Source organism: Roseovarius marisflavi, assembly GCF_900142625.1.
Lineage (GTDB): Bacteria > Pseudomonadota > Alphaproteobacteria > Rhodobacterales > Rhodobacteraceae > Roseovarius > Roseovarius marisflavi.
Genome location: NZ_FRBN01000002.1, coordinates 233602 through 246692, shown reverse-complemented (window position 1 = coordinate 246692; position 13091 = coordinate 233602). Strand labels below are relative to the sequence as shown.

Below are 13091 nucleotides of genomic sequence, written 5' to 3'. Positions count from 1 at the left end.
AAGGCGGCGCGCCAGCGGGTTACTTTACAGTGACTTTTTCGGGCTTGGCCATCCATTCGCGGCCCTTGAGCATGGCCTTCCAATAGATCGGCGGCAGCATCTTTTCCTTCAGGAACCATGCCGCACGTGACGGCTTGGTGCCGTCGATAAAGGCCTTTGGGAAACTCGGGAGAAGCGTGCCGCCATAGCCGAATTCCGCCAGTACGATCTTGCCGCGCTCGACCGTCAGCGGGCAAGAGCCATAGCCGTTATATTGCGCCACGGGCGAGCCGCCGCGCATGTCCGCCACGATGTTCTCGGCCACGATAGGGGCCTGAATCCGCGCGGCGGCGGCGGTCTTGGCGTTGGGGGCGTTCATCACATCGCCCAGTGACCAGATGTTGTCATAGGTTTTGTGGCGCAGCGTTGCCTGATCCACATCGACCCACCCCGCCGCATCCGCCAGCGGCGAAACGCGGATGAAATCGGGCGCGGTCTGGGGCGGGCAGACATGCATCATGTCAAACTCCATCTCGACCCGCTCGACCGGGGTGTCGGGCTTGGCGACATCGAACCAGGCCTTTTTGGCGGGGCCGTCAACCGCGACCAGATTATGAAAGAAATTCAGCGTGGCGTCGTATTTCTTGACGTAGTCCATCAGCGCCGGAACGTAATCCTTGACCCCGAAGAGAACGCCACCGGCATTGTTGAACTGAATGTCGATATCCTTGAGAACGCCACGCCAGAACCAGGCATCGCCCGACAGATACATCGCCTTTTGCGGCGCGCCGGCGCATTTGATCGGCATCGGGGGCTGGGTAAAGATCGCGCGGCCCTCTTTCAGGCCCTGCACCAGCTCCCAGGTATAAGGCGCCAGATCATAGCGGTAATTTGAAGTCACGCCGTTCTGGCCCAAAGTGTCGACAAGGCCGTCGATCTTGTGCCAGTCAAGCTTGATCCCCGGACAGACGATAAGGCGCTTGTATTTCACCACCCGACAGCCATCGAGGATGATCGCGTTATTGTCCGGCTCGAATGCGGCGACGGCGGATTTGATCCAATGCACGCCGCTCGGAATAAGCGATCCCATGGTGCGTGCGGTGTCTGATGCCTCGAAGATACCGCCGCCGACCATGGTCCAGCCGGGTTGGTAATAATGGATATCGGCGGGGTCGATGATCGCGATCTCAAGCCCCGGTTTGCGGGCCTTCAGACTTGCGGCGGCGGCAAGGCCACCGGCACCGGCCCCGACGATCACCACCTCAAAGCTGGCATCGCCCGTATCGGTCGGCGTCTTGCCGCCATTGGCGATCCGGCGCACCACGCCCGCCATGTCATACCCCGCCGCCTTGGTCGCGGCGAGAATGTCAGACAGGTCAAGCGTCTTGGCCTGCGACAGCGACCAGAGCGTGGCCGAGCGCGTTCCGGTGCGGCAAAAGGCCAGCGTCGGCCCCGGCAAAGCGGTCAGTGCCGCGCCAAAGGCCTCGGCATCCTCGTCGCTGACCTTGCCCGACACGATCGGCAGATAAGCCGCCTCAAGCCCAAGCTTTTTGGCGGCCTTGGCAAGCTCGTCAAAGGTTGGCTGATCGGCGCCCTCGCCATCGGGGCGGTTACAGATCACCGAGCGAAAGCCCGCCGCCTTGATCGCCGACATGTCGTCGGCACTGATTTGCGCAGCGACCGAGAGGCCCGGCGTGATTTTTTTGATGTCCAAGATATTCCCCCCTGATTACAGCGCGTTGATCGGTACTTTGAGCATCGGATTGCCGTCCTTGTCGGTCGGCACCTCGCCGGCCCGCATGTTGACCTGCAACGACGGAATGATCAGCCGCGGCATCGCCAGAGTTGCGTCACGCTCGGTTCGGAACTTGATGAAATCCTCGCGGGTTTTATCGCCGCCGACGTGGATGTTGTGGGCCTTTTCCTCGGCCACGGTGGTTTCCCACTGAATGTCGCGGCCATTGGGGCCATAGTCGTGGCACATGAACAGGCGCATGTCGTCGGGCAAGGCCAGAACCTTTTGGATACTGTCATAAAGGACGGCGGCATCGCCCCCCGGGAAATCCGCCCGCGCCGATCCGCCATCGGGCATGAACAGCGTATCGCCCACAAAGGCCGCATCGCCCATCACATGCACCATGCAGGCCGGGGTATGGCCGGGCGTATACATGGCAAAGGCGGGCATGGTGCCGATCATATAGGTGTCGCCATCCTTGAACAGTGCGTCGAATTGCGAGCCGTCGCGCTGAAACTCGGTGCCCTCGTTAAAGACTTTTCCAAAGGTGTCCTGCACCACCATGATCTTTTCGCCGACACCGATCTTGCCGCCGAGCTTGGCCTGAATATAGGGCGCCGCCGACAGGTGGTCGGCATGCACATGGGTCTCGATGATCCAGTCAAGGGTCAGGCCACGGTTCTGAATTTCCGCGATCAGGGCGTCGGCGTGATCATAGGTGATCCGACCGGCGGCATAGTCGATATCCATGACGCTATCGACAATGGCGCAATGATCGCTTGCGGGATCCTTGACGATATAGCTTATCGTGTTGGTGTCCTCATCGAAATGCGCGGAGACGTCGGGTTTGATGTTCATATCGACGGGGTAGGTCATGCGTTGCTCCTCTTCAAAGTTCTATTTGAAGTAGTGGTTTTGGGTGGTGACGTCGGTGACAATGTCACTTAGCGCGCCATCTGCGGTTAAGAATTATGCCCGGCCAGATCTTCAAGGGCTTTGCGGTTCACAAGGCTCACCGCGCCGCGCGATTGCTCGATCCAGCCGCGGCGTTGAAATTCCTGAAGCTGGCGCGAGATCACCTCGCGCGCGGTGCCAAGCTCGACCGACAGCTTTTGATGAGTGGTGGCGATCACATCCTTGCCGCCCGCTAATTCAACAAGCTTGTCGGCAAGACGCACATCAAGGCGCTGAAAGGCCACCTCGTCGATCATCAGAAACAGATCGGTGATGCGCTTGGAAAAGGCGGCGAAGACGAAATCGCGAAACGATTTGGATCGCGCGACAAGCTCGTCAAACACCGCGCGCGGGATTGCGGCGGCCTCGACGGCGGTCTCTGAAATGCCTTCGGCGGTGTAATCCTCATAGGCCAGAAGACATGCGGTGGTCAGAACACAGCTTTGCCCGGCGTGGATACGATAGAGCACGATTTCATGCCCGGTCTCGGATGTCTGTTGCACCCGCACCGTGCCATCGAGCAGGAAAAGCATATTCTCGGGCGATTTGCCGGGGCCAAAGATCGTCGTGTCCTTGGGCACGGTCACAATCGCGCTGCGCGACAGCAAAAGCTGTTTGGTCTCGGGGTCAAGACGGGCAAGACCGGGAAAGCGATCAACCCAGTGTTCGGCAAGGGCGGTCATGTCAGGGCCTCCGGGCCCCCGGGCATTTCAAACGGCGCGATCCGGTCAAGCAACTGGCCGCGATTGGCCGAAATATCGGCAATGGTCAGGCCATCCAGCACCGTCATGAAGGCGCGCGTGGCCTCCTGAATCTTGCGCGACAGCGTGCAAATCCCGATCAGCGGACAGGTGTTCTTGTCGGGATTGAAGCATTCGACCACGTCAAGCGGCCCTTCGGTCAGGCGCACCACATCCCCGACAACGATCTTGTCGGGCGCCCGCCCAAGGCGAAAGCCGCCACCCCGCCCGCGCACGGTTTCCAGAAACCCCGCCTTGCCAAGTTCATGCACGACCTTGACGATATGGGGCCGCGATAACCCGTGGATATGCGCCACGTCATCCACCCGCACAAGATCGGGCGCCTTGAGTGCGGCAAGCTGCAAAGAGCGCAGCGCGTAGTTTGTATAGCTGGTCAGTTTCATGCTGCGTCCCGATGCCTCAATCAAAGTTATATTCAAAGTATTGCTTTTGTAAATGGGGGTGTATCTCCTTAGGAAACATCCATTCTGAATAGGTGATAAATCTGCGAGCCGTGTGCCCCGCACCATCGGCCCCGGCTTTTCTGACGCCGTCGCGCGCCTTCAAGAAAAAGGTCCTGTCATGCTAGAAAGTCTGACCGCCGAGACACTGGCCCGCATGCAATTTGCATTCACCGTGTCGTTTCACATCATCTTTCCGGCCTTTTCCATCGGGCTTGCCAGCTATCTGGCGGTTCTGAACGGTCTCTGGCTTTCCAGCCGCGATCAGACCTATTTGGTGCTGTTCAATTACTGGAAAAAGATCTTTGCGGTGGCCTTTGGCATGGGCGTCGTGTCGGGCATCGTGATGTCCTATCAGTTCGGCACCAACTGGTCGGTTTTCGCCGACAAGACCGGCCCGATCCTTGGCCGGTTGATGGCCTATGAGGTGCTCTCGGCCTTCTTTCCTGAGGCCGGTTTTCTGGGCGTCATGCTGTTCGGGCGCGAACGGGTGGGCGATGGCTTGCACATGTTCGCCACCGCGATGGTTGCCTTTGGCACGCTGATGTCGGCCACCTGGATTTTATCGGTCAATTCCTGGATGCAGACGCCCGTGGGCTATGGGATCAGCGAGATCGGCCAATTCGTGCCCGAGGATTGGTGGAGCATCGTCTTTAAACCGTCCTTCCCGTATCGCCTTGTGCATATGGTGCTTGCCGCCTACCTCACCACCGCGCTTGTGGTTGGCGGCGTCGGTGGCCTGCATTTGCTGCGCGACAAGGCCGATGCGGCGGCCCGGCGGATGTTTTCGATGGCGATGTGGATGCTGATTTGCGTTGCTCCCCTGCAAATTGTTGCGGGCGATTTTCATGGCCTCAGCACGCTTGAACACCAACCCGCCAAGGTGATGGCGATGGAGGGCCATTACGACAGCCACCCGGACGGCGCGCCGCTGATCCTGCTCAGCATTCCCAATCCGGCCGAAAAGTGGATTGATTATGCGGTGCAAATCCCCAAGGTCTCGAGTCTGATCCTCAAGCATGACCTCAATGCGCCGCTGGCCGGTCTTGATACGATCCCGGACGCGGACGAGCCGCCGGTCGCTATTATTTTCTTCAGCTTTCGCATCATGATCGCGCTTGGCTTTGCCATGCTGGGTCTTGGGGCCTGGGCGCTGTGGCGGCGTCTGCGCGGCAAGCTGTTTGAGGATAGGTTGCTTCACCGGGCGGCGATTGTCATGGGGCCGATGGGGTTTGTCGCTGTGCTGGCCGGGTGGATCACCACCGAGGTGGGCCGCCAGCCCTTTACCGTCTATGGCCTGTTTCGCACCGCCGACAGTCTTGCGCCGGTGGCGGCGCCTGCGGTTGCGGCCTCGTTGCTGGCCTTTATCGCTGTCTATTTCTTCATCTTCGGGGCAGGCACGTTTTACCTGTTGCGGATGATGAATATGGCCCCGGCGACCAAACACCTTGGCCTTGAGGATGCGCCGACCCGCACCGCGCGTGGCGGCAAGATCAGCCCTGATGCCATTCCCGGCGAATAAGGATCACTCCGATGTTTGAACTCTCTTTTATCTGGGCCGGGATCATCGCCTTTGCGGTGCTGACCTATGTGATCCTTGACGGCTTTGACCTCGGGGTGGGTATCGTGCCGCCCGGCCTGACCATTGCCGAGGCGGCCGCGCCCGATGCGAGCCTCAAGTTCGCGCTTGTCGGCACGGTGGTTCTGGTGCCGCTGATCCTTGGCTATACCGCCTATGCCTATTGGGTGTTTCGCGGCAAGGTCGATCCCGAGGAGGGCTATCATTGAGGGGGCGCGAGCGCGCAAAACGCCTGCTTTGGTTCGCGGGTCTCTGGCTGGCCAGTGTGGCGGCGCTTGGCGTGATTGCCGTGCTGGTCAGACTGGCGATCCCGTCCTGACTGAGCGGCGCGCTTTTCGTGATGGTGCATGACGGCTCTGGACGCGTGACCGCAAAGGGTTGAAAATCTCAGCCACCGGCCAGTTTTTCAGTGGCTGATGGAAATGACCGGGTTTGCACGCAATTTATTAGCAGTTTTGCAATCTTGATCCAAAAGGCCACTTTTTGATATAAAAGCGAATACTTTGCAAAAATTTGCAGGCTAAATTCACCCATTTCTGCAAATTCTATGCGATAAACTGCCACGCTATGGTGCAAGATGCTTGCCGCAGGGTCGGACGGTCCCTAACACATATTTAACGGATCGGAGGAGGATACCATGGGATACAAAGAGCTTTACGACGGCTGGAAGCAAGACCCTGAAGGCTTCTGGATGCAGGCGGCCGAGGCGATTGACTGGGTCGAAAAGCCCAGCAAAGCGCTTTTCGACGACAACGCGCCTTTGTACGAATGGTTCAAGGATGCGCAGGTCAACACCTGCTACAACGCGGTCGACCGCCACGTCGAGGCCGGCAATGGCGCGCGCACCGCGATCATCTATGACAGCCCGATCACCGACACCAAGCACAGGATCAGCTACGCCGAGCTTCAGACCCGCGTCGCGAGCCTTGCCGGCGCGCTGCGCGCCAAGGGTGTGGAAAAGGGGGACCGGGTCATCATCTATATGCCGATGGTGCCCGAGGCGCTTGAGGCGATGCTGGCCTGTTCGCGCCTTGGTGCGATCCACTCGGTCGTGTTCGGCGGGTTCGCCGCGCACGAGCTTGCGGTGCGGATTGACGATGCGACGCCCAAGGCAATCATCGCGGCCTCTTGCGGGCTGGAGCCGGGGCGCGTGGTGCATTACAAGCCGCTTCTGGACGGCGCCATTGAACAGGCAGCGCACAAACCCGATTTCACCGTGATCCTGCAGCGCGAACAGGAAGTCGCGGCGCTTATCCCGGATCGCGATTTTGACTGGCACGGATTTCAGGCGGGTGTCGAGCCTGCCGAATGTGTGCCGGTGACGGGCGACCACCCGGCCTATATCCTCTATACCTCCGGCACCACCGGCGCGCCCAAGGGCGTTGTCCGCCCGACGGCCGGTCATCTGGTCGCGCTGAACTGGACCATGAAAAACATCTATAATGTCGATCCCGGCGATGTGTTCTGGGCGGCCTCTGATGTGGGCTGGGTCGTGGGGCATTCCTATATCTGCTATGGCCCGCTTATCCACGGCAACACCACCATCGTGTTTGAGGGCAAGCCGATCGGCACGCCGGATGCGGGCACTTTCTGGCGGGTGATCGAAGAACATAAGGTCAAGACCTTCTTCACCGCCCCCACCGCCTTTCGCGCCGTCAAGCGCGAGGATCCAAAGGGCGAGTATCTCAAGAAATACGACCTCAGCGGTCTCAATGCCATCTATCTTGCCGGGGAACGGGCCGACCCCGATACCATCGAATGGACGCAAGCGCTGACCGGTAAACCGGTCTATGACCACTGGTGGCAAACCGAAACCGGCTATACCATTGCGGGCAACCCGGCCGGGATCGAAGCCTTGCCGGTCAAGATCGGCTCGCCGACCGTGCCGATGCCGGGCTATGACATCCACATTCTCGATGAGGCCGGGCACGAACTGCCTGCGGGCGAACTGGGCGCCATCGCGGTCAGGCTTCCGCTGCCGCCGGGCACATTGCCCACCTTGTGGAACGCCGAGGACCGGTTCCGCAAATCCTATCTCAATACTTTCCCCGGCTATTACGAGACCGGCGATGCCGGCATGATCGACGCTGACGGCTATGTCTGGATCATGGCGCGCACCGATGACGTGATCAACGTGGCCGGTCACCGCCTGTCCACCGGCGGCATGGAGGAGGTGCTCGCCTCTCACCCCGATGTGGCCGAATGCGCCGTGATCGGCGTAAGCGACGCCCTCAAGGGCCAGGCCCCGGTCGGGTTTGTCTGTCTCAACAAGGGCGTTGATCGCCCCGAGGCTGAGGTGGTCAAGGAAATCGTCAAGCGCGTGCGCGATCAGATCGGGCCGGTGGCGGCGTTCAAGCTTGCCGTTGTGGTGGACCGTTTGCCGAAGACACGCTCTGGCAAGATCCTGCGCGGGATCATGGTCAAGATCGCCGATGGAGCCGAATATAAAATGCCCGCGACGATTGATGACCCGGCCATTCTTGACGAAATCAAGGTCGCGCTGCAAAGCATAGGTCTGGCCAAGTAGGGCCTTGCCCTGAGCCATAAAAATACAGGCCCCGGATGTCACCATCCGAGGCCTTGTTTGGTGCTTGAATACCTTCTGAGAGTGTTGGCTGCCTGGCGCGGCGTACTCACAAACGCCGGGCCAGACAGCTTTACCGATTCGAAGCCCCCGTCGGGAAGAGCGATTAGAGCCTCTTTTCACCGGTGCGTCCCAATATCCTTGGGCAAAGTATGGGATGATAAAAAGGGCTTGGGACACCCAGATACATAAGACGCAAAACAACTATTGCGGGTTCGGGCGCGCTGCGCTGTGATACACCTCACAAAGTCGTGAGAAAAACGGGATTTTTTAAGTATGCCTTTATCGCTGACGACTGACCTGACCGAAGATACAGGGTTTCGGACCCTGCTTGAACGTCATGGCCGCGCCGTCGAATTCGCCTCGGGCCAAACCATCTATGGCACTGGCGACGAGGACAGCACCATGATGCTGATCACCAAGGGACGGGTCGAGATAAGCCGCACCTCAAGCGATGGCCGCCGCTCGATCCTGACCCATCTTGGCGCGGGCGACATGGTGGGCGAACTGGCCGCGTTTGATGGCATGCCGCGCAGCGCCGACGTGGTTGCGGCGACGCGGGTGCACGGGCTGGTGTTGACCCGGGCACAGATTGCCGGGCTGCTCAAGGACAACCCGGAGGCCGCCCTTGGAGTGATCGAGACGCTGTGCCGTCGCCTGCGCGAGACCTCGGCGATGTATACCGCGCACGTGCTGGCCGACGGGCAGGCGCGATTGGCGCGGCTCTTGCTGCATCTGGCGGAGAAGTGGGGCGAACCGTTGCCCGATGGCCGCCGCCAACTGTCAGAGCGGTTTTCGCAATCCGACCTTGGCGATCTGGTGGGGCTGACGCGTGAAAGCGTCAATCGTCAGATCCGCGAGTGGGAGCAGGCCGGTATTGTCATGCGTCAGGGAAGGGGGCTTGTGATTTGCGATCTGGCGGCGCTTTTGGGCGTTGCCGGGTCTGCGGAATGAGGCGCGCGGTTTTCCTTGCCTGCGCCTTGGCGCTTGCGCCCCTTGGTCTTGGGGCGCAGGATCGTGGCATGCTTGACTATACACCGCCCGATGCCCGCAGTTGGACCTATCTGAGCGATCAGGTGATGGGCGGCGTGTCCGAGGGCCGGGCCAGCATCGGCGGGCCGCCCGGCGCGCAGTACCTGCGCCTGACGGGGGATGTGAGCACCAAGAACCGGGGCGGGTTCATTCAGGTGCGCGTGACACTTGAGCGGCCCCTGCCACGCGGTGCCAAGGGTGTGATCATCGCCACGCGCGGCAATGGCGAGGGCTATTTCGTGCATCTGCGCACCAATGGCACGGTGCTGCCCTGGCAATATTATCAGGCCGCGATTCCGAGCGGGTCCGACTGGCAGGAAATTCGCCTGCCGTTTAAAGCGTTCAGGCCCTCGGGGCGGATGCTGCGCAATGAACTGCGCCCCGAGCGGGTCACCAGCCTTGGCGCGGTGGCCTATGGGCGCGATCATGTCGCGGATCTGTCGTTTCGCTGGATCGGGGTTTTTTGAGGCTTTGCGCGGGCGATGTGGGATCACAGTGCAGATCGCACTGCCCCGGCATCTTTCTTGCCGAATAACTAGCCGCCTTGACGGCGCGGCGCATTCTGATGGTATTCGCGCGCCGTTGCGATGATGTCGAGAAAACCTGTGCGCCCGAAATACGTCAGGGGGATCGTGATAAGCCCGTCATGGTTCACTGGCGCAACCCGGCCTGAGCGGATAGCATTCACAATGCTGGCACGTTGTTTCCAGAATGGCTTGTCATGCGTGGTGCGGGAAAGAACGAGCCCGCCAAAATCGCGCGTGTTGCCAAGAAAATCACCATCGCTGCAGACCATTGAAAAGTCGCGGAACCCATATGTTTTCCTGTCTGTGCGCGTCTCGACGGTGATCGCTTGCGGATCAATGGTAATCCGATAGTGACCATCAGCGCCATCCTTCAGCAAAGCCCGACGGTAGCGAAGCTGGCGCAGCGGGACGATCGCCATGGCACCAACCAGAAGCATCAGGATCGCCAGTGGAATAAGGTCGGCCGACTTGGTGGCATAATCGTGACTCGGAAAGAAATGGGTCGCTAATCCGAGAGCCGCAAGGAAGATGGAAACCGTCAGGATCATGATCGGCCCAACCGAGGCGGCCTTCATCGTTGCCATCTCGGGGGTGAAGATTTTGTCGCGTTTCATTTCACCTGCGGCTGACATCTTAAAACGCTCCGATACTCTGCAAAAATGGCAACGTGCCAATTGGCCTGCGCCCCTAGGTGAACTGTTCGCGCAACAGGCGTTCTTCAAGGCCGTGGCCGGCATCGAACAGGATGCGGTGCGAGATGCTTTCGTCGGATTGAATTTCAACCCAGAGTACGTCTTCCACCCAGCGGCTATCGGCGTCGGCCATGACCGGGCGTTTGTCGGGTTCGATAACGTCAAAGCGCACCAGGGCGGCCTTGGGCAGCAGCGCTCCGCGCCAGCGGCGCGGGCGAAACGCCGCCACCGCCGTGAGTGCAAGAACATCCGAGCCAATCGGCAAAATCGGGCCATGCGCGCTATTGTTATAGGCGGTCGATCCGGCAGGGGTGGCGACAAGCGCGCCGTCGCAGACAAGTTCCGGCATCCGCAGGCGCCCGTCGATGCTTATGCGGAGTTTGGCGGCCTGTGGCCCGGCACGCAACAGTGAGACCTCGTTGATCGCAAGCGCGGTGTGGATCTTGCCATCGCGGGATTCCGCGCGCATCGACAGCGGATTGATCACCTCTTCGACAGCGGCCTCAAGGCGCTCTGGCAGATCATCCTCGCTATATTCGTTCATCAGAAAGCCGACCGTGCCACGGTTCATCCCGTAAACCGGAATGTCCAGATTCTGGGTGCGGTGCAGCGTGTGCAGCATGAAGCCATCGCCGCCAAGCGCCACGATCACGTCAGCCTCGGCTTCGGGGGTCTGACCGAAACGCTGGGTCAGCGCCGCAAGCGCGGTCTGTGCGGTGGGTGCATCGCTGGCGACAAAGGCGATTTTGCGGGTCATACAGTGGCGGTCCTGTTTCCAAAGGGCGATGTCATGGCGCGGATCGAACCATAAATTCCCCCCATAGACCAGCCATGCCGGTCTGTCGTCTGGATTTGTCGCTTTACATTCTTTCAAAGCACCTGGGTTTCCTATAGGAAATCGAGCAAATTCACCCCTGCCGGAGTTGTCAAAATGTCCCATGACGGAAACCAGCCTGTTACAGATCAAGGCTTTTTCACCGAATCCCTGTCATCCCGCGACCCAGAGCTTTTTGGCGCGATCACATCCGAGCTTGGCCGTCAGCGCGACGAGATCGAGCTGATTGCCTCTGAAAACATCGTCTCTGCCGCGGTGATGGAAGCGCAGGGCAGCGTGATGACCAACAAATACGCCGAAGGCTATCCGGGCCGTCGCTATTACGGCGGTTGCCAATATGTCGATATCGCCGAGAATCTGGCGATCGAGCGGGCCTGCAAGCTGTTTGGGTGTAACTTCGCCAACGTTCAGCCCAACTCGGGATCGCAGGCCAACCAGGGCGTGTTTCAGGCGTTGTTGACGCCCGGCGATACCATCCTCGGCATGAGCCTTGATGCCGGCGGTCACCTGACCCATGGCGCGGCGCCTAACCAGTCGGGCAAATGGTTCAACGCCATCCAATACGGTGTGCGCCGCGAGGATAACCTGATTGATTACGATCAGGTTCAGGCGCTTGCCACCGAGCACAAACCCAAGATGATCATCGCCGGCGGCTCTGCCATTCCGCGCCGGATCGACTTTGCCAAGATGCGCGAAATCGCCGATAGCGTCGGTGCCTATCTGCACGTGGACATGGCGCATTTCGCCGGTCTGGTTGCGGCGGGCGAACACCCCAGCCCCTTCCCGCATGCGCATGTGGCGACCACCACCACGCATAAAACCCTGCGCGGTCCGCGCGGTGGCATGATCGTGACCAACGACGAGGCGCTGGCCAAGAAGTTCAACTCGGCCATCTTCCCCGGCATTCAGGGCGGCCCGCTTATGCATGTGATCGCGGCCAAGGCAGTTGCCTTTGGCGAGGCGCTGCGCCCCGAATTCAAGTCCTACATCCAGCAGGTGATCACGAACGCGCAGGCGCTTTCCGACCAGCTGATCAAAGGCGGGCTTGATACGGTCACCCACGGCACCGACACCCATGTTGTCTTGGTGGATCTGCGCCCCAAAGGCGTCACCGGCAATATCGTGGACAAGGCCCTGGGCCGCGCGCATATCACCTGCAACAAGAACGGCGTGCCGTTTGATCCCGAAAAGCCGACCGTGACCAGCGGTATCCGTCTTGGCTCGCCCGCGGGCACAACCCGCGGTTTTGGCGAGGCCGAGTTCCGCCAGATCGCCGATTGGATCATCGAGGTGGTCGATGGCCTTGCCGCCAATGGCGAAGAGGGCAACGGCGCGGTCGAGGCCAAGGTAAAAGGCGAAGTCGCGGCCCTCTGTGCCCGCTTCCCGCTGTACCCGAACCTCTGATTTCACTCGTTTAAAAACCAAAACCCCGCGTGGCCCCTGCCGCGTGGGGTTTTTTATGCGCTTGCCTTGGTTTGCCCCGAGTGTTCAGCGGCAGATGCCGGTCACGTATCAAGCAGGGCGGCAAGGGCGCGTCGCGAACGTGTCACATCGGCTAGCGTATAGCGGTCAAGCGTTGCAAAGAACGCTTCCTGGGCCTGTGCCAAAGGCTCGCGCAGCCCACAGGCGGGCAGAATTAGACAGGATTTGTCTGTCCCGAAACATTCCACCACCGGATCATTGCGCTTTATGGCGCGCACGACATCGCCGATGCGGATCTGATCCGCCGGACGCGCCAGAGTAAGCCCGCCTTTGCGGCCTCTTTCCGAGGCGGCAAAACCCTCGTTGGCAAGCTGGGTCGCGACCTTCGACAGGTGGTGTTCGGACAACCCGTGAAGGGTGGCGATCTCTGATGTGGGCACCCGTGCAGGCGCACGTACTGCCAGCGTCATTAATACCCGCAGGGCGTAATCCGTGAATTTGTCCAATCGCATGTCATCTTATTTAGCATTTACAATACGCAATTAAAAGCC

14 protein-coding genes and 1 pseudogene are annotated in these 13091 nt (G+C 60.1%); 7 read left to right on the top strand and 8 right to left on the bottom strand.

Translation table 11 applies throughout. The features are described from left to right. Window positions 1-19 precede the first annotated feature (19 nt). From BUB78_RS03545 to BUB78_RS03530, 4 genes are all read right to left on the bottom strand, one after another. Window positions 20-1693 (bottom strand): bifunctional protein tyrosine phosphatase family protein/NAD(P)/FAD-dependent oxidoreductase, encoded by a 1674-nt coding sequence (locus BUB78_RS03545; protein ID WP_073195096.1) that lies wholly within the window; start codon window positions 1691-1693, stop codon window positions 20-22. Window positions 1694-1708: 15 nt separating this feature from the next. Next, complete coding sequence (locus BUB78_RS03540) at window positions 1709-2590, bottom strand: MBL fold metallo-hydrolase (protein ID WP_073195095.1); 882 nt, start codon at window positions 2588-2590, stop codon at window positions 1709-1711. An 86-nt stretch (window positions 2591-2676) separates the two neighbouring features. After that, the gene (locus BUB78_RS03535; RefSeq protein WP_073195093.1) at window positions 2677-3351 is read right to left on the bottom strand and encodes a Crp/Fnr family transcriptional regulator; all 675 of its coding nucleotides are present in this window, start codon (window positions 3349-3351) and stop codon (window positions 2677-2679) included. Further along, window positions 3348-3812, bottom strand: coding sequence for an Rrf2 family transcriptional regulator (locus tag BUB78_RS03530; RefSeq protein WP_073195091.1), 465 nt, complete (start codon window positions 3810-3812; stop codon window positions 3348-3350). Before BUB78_RS03530 ends, BUB78_RS03535 begins: the two co-directional genes overlap by 4 nt. A 178-nt stretch (window positions 3813-3990) precedes the next feature. On the opposite strand from BUB78_RS03530, the gene BUB78_RS03525 reads away from it, so the two are divergent. The 3 genes and pseudogenes from BUB78_RS03525 (at window position 3991) to BUB78_RS03515 (ending at window position 5767) form a co-directional block, all read left to right on the top strand. Beyond that, on the top strand, window positions 3991-5391 hold the full coding sequence (locus BUB78_RS03525) for a cytochrome ubiquinol oxidase subunit I (protein WP_073195228.1): 1401 nt from the start codon (window positions 3991-3993) through the stop codon (window positions 5389-5391). 101 nt (window positions 5392-5492) lie between these two features. Next, a pseudogene (locus tag BUB78_RS20230) lies at window positions 5493-5657 on the top strand (cytochrome d ubiquinol oxidase subunit II); the annotation flags it as partial. Continuing rightward, window positions 5654-5767 carry a DUF2474 family protein gene (locus tag BUB78_RS03515; RefSeq protein WP_073195087.1) on the top strand — a complete coding sequence of 38 codons (114 nt, stop codon included), beginning with the start codon at window positions 5654-5656 and terminating at the stop codon, window positions 5765-5767. The pseudogene BUB78_RS20230 and the gene BUB78_RS03515, both read left to right, overlap by 4 nt. Window positions 5768-5835: 68 nt before the next feature. Here the strand turns inward: BUB78_RS03515 and BUB78_RS20870 are convergent, their stop codons facing one another. Further along, the gene (locus BUB78_RS20870; protein WP_220083978.1) at window positions 5836-6012 is read right to left on the bottom strand and encodes a hypothetical protein; all 177 of its coding nucleotides are present in this window, start codon (window positions 6010-6012) and stop codon (window positions 5836-5838) included. A 73-nt stretch (window positions 6013-6085) separates the two neighbouring features. On the opposite strand from BUB78_RS20870, the gene prpE reads away from it, so the two are divergent. The 3 genes from prpE (at window position 6086) to BUB78_RS03500 (ending at window position 9531) form a co-directional block, all read left to right on the top strand. After that, on the top strand, window positions 6086-7975 hold the full coding sequence (prpE, locus tag BUB78_RS03510) for a propionate-CoA ligase PrpE (RefSeq protein ID WP_073195085.1): 1890 nt from the start codon (window positions 6086-6088) through the stop codon (window positions 7973-7975). Between the two features lie 333 nt (window positions 7976-8308). After that, window positions 8309-8986, top strand: a complete 678-nt coding sequence (locus BUB78_RS03505) for a Crp/Fnr family transcriptional regulator (protein ID WP_073195082.1) — start codon at window positions 8309-8311, stop codon at window positions 8984-8986. Further along, the gene (locus tag BUB78_RS03500; RefSeq protein WP_073195080.1) at window positions 8983-9531 is read left to right on the top strand and encodes a CIA30 family protein; all 549 of its coding nucleotides are present in this window, start codon (window positions 8983-8985) and stop codon (window positions 9529-9531) included. Before BUB78_RS03505 ends, BUB78_RS03500 begins: the two co-directional genes overlap by 4 nt. A gap of 68 nt (window positions 9532-9599) precedes the next feature. On the opposite strand, the gene BUB78_RS03495 is transcribed toward BUB78_RS03500, so the two are convergent. Next, entirely contained in the window at window positions 9600-10139 is a 540-nt protein-coding gene (locus tag BUB78_RS03495; protein WP_139279241.1) for a hypothetical protein, read from the bottom strand. 139 nt (window positions 10140-10278) lie between these two features. Continuing rightward, window positions 10279-11040, bottom strand: a complete 762-nt coding sequence (locus BUB78_RS03490; RefSeq protein ID WP_073195076.1) for an NAD kinase — start codon at window positions 11038-11040, stop codon at window positions 10279-10281. A gap of 174 nt (window positions 11041-11214) precedes the next feature. On the opposite strand from BUB78_RS03490, the gene glyA reads away from it, so the two are divergent. After that, on the top strand, window positions 11215-12522 hold the full coding sequence (gene glyA / locus BUB78_RS03485; protein ID WP_073195074.1) for a serine hydroxymethyltransferase: 1308 nt from the start codon (window positions 11215-11217) through the stop codon (window positions 12520-12522). 101 nt (window positions 12523-12623) lie between these two features. Here glyA and BUB78_RS03480 read toward each other — a convergent pair whose 3' ends face one another. Further along, window positions 12624-13052, bottom strand: a complete 429-nt coding sequence (locus BUB78_RS03480) for an RrF2 family transcriptional regulator (protein ID WP_073195072.1) — start codon at window positions 13050-13052, stop codon at window positions 12624-12626. Between the last annotated feature and the right edge of the window lie 39 nt (window positions 13053-13091).

Bases quoted from the DNA above. Each gene is read 5' to 3' on its own strand.
- BUB78_RS03540 (WP_073195095.1), bottom strand. From the start codon at position 2,590: ATGACCTACCCCGTCGATATGAACATCAAACCCGACGTCTCCGCGCAT.
- BUB78_RS03535 (WP_073195093.1), bottom strand. From the start codon at position 3,351: ATGACCGCCCTTGCCGAACACTGGGTTGATCGCTTTCCCGGTCTTGCC.
- BUB78_RS03530 (WP_073195091.1), bottom strand. From the start codon at position 3,812: ATGAAACTGACCAGCTATACAAACTACGCGCTGCGCTCTTTGCAGCTT.
- BUB78_RS03525 (WP_073195228.1), top strand. From the start codon at position 3,991: ATGCTAGAAAGTCTGACCGCCGAGACACTGGCCCGCATGCAATTTGCA.
- prpE (WP_073195085.1), top strand. From the start codon at position 6,086: ATGGGATACAAAGAGCTTTACGACGGCTGGAAGCAAGACCCTGAAGGC.
- BUB78_RS03505 (WP_073195082.1), top strand. From the start codon at position 8,309: ATGCCTTTATCGCTGACGACTGACCTGACCGAAGATACAGGGTTTCGG.
- BUB78_RS03500 (WP_073195080.1), top strand. From the start codon at position 8,983: ATGAGGCGCGCGGTTTTCCTTGCCTGCGCCTTGGCGCTTGCGCCCCTT.
- BUB78_RS03495 (WP_139279241.1), bottom strand. From the start codon at position 10,139: ATGATCCTGACGGTTTCCATCTTCCTTGCGGCTCTCGGATTAGCGACC.
- BUB78_RS03490 (WP_073195076.1), bottom strand. From the start codon at position 11,040: ATGACCCGCAAAATCGCCTTTGTCGCCAGCGATGCACCCACCGCACAG.
- glyA (WP_073195074.1), top strand. From the start codon at position 11,215: ATGTCCCATGACGGAAACCAGCCTGTTACAGATCAAGGCTTTTTCACC.
- BUB78_RS03480 (WP_073195072.1), bottom strand. From the start codon at position 13,052: ATGCGATTGGACAAATTCACGGATTACGCCCTGCGGGTATTAATGACG.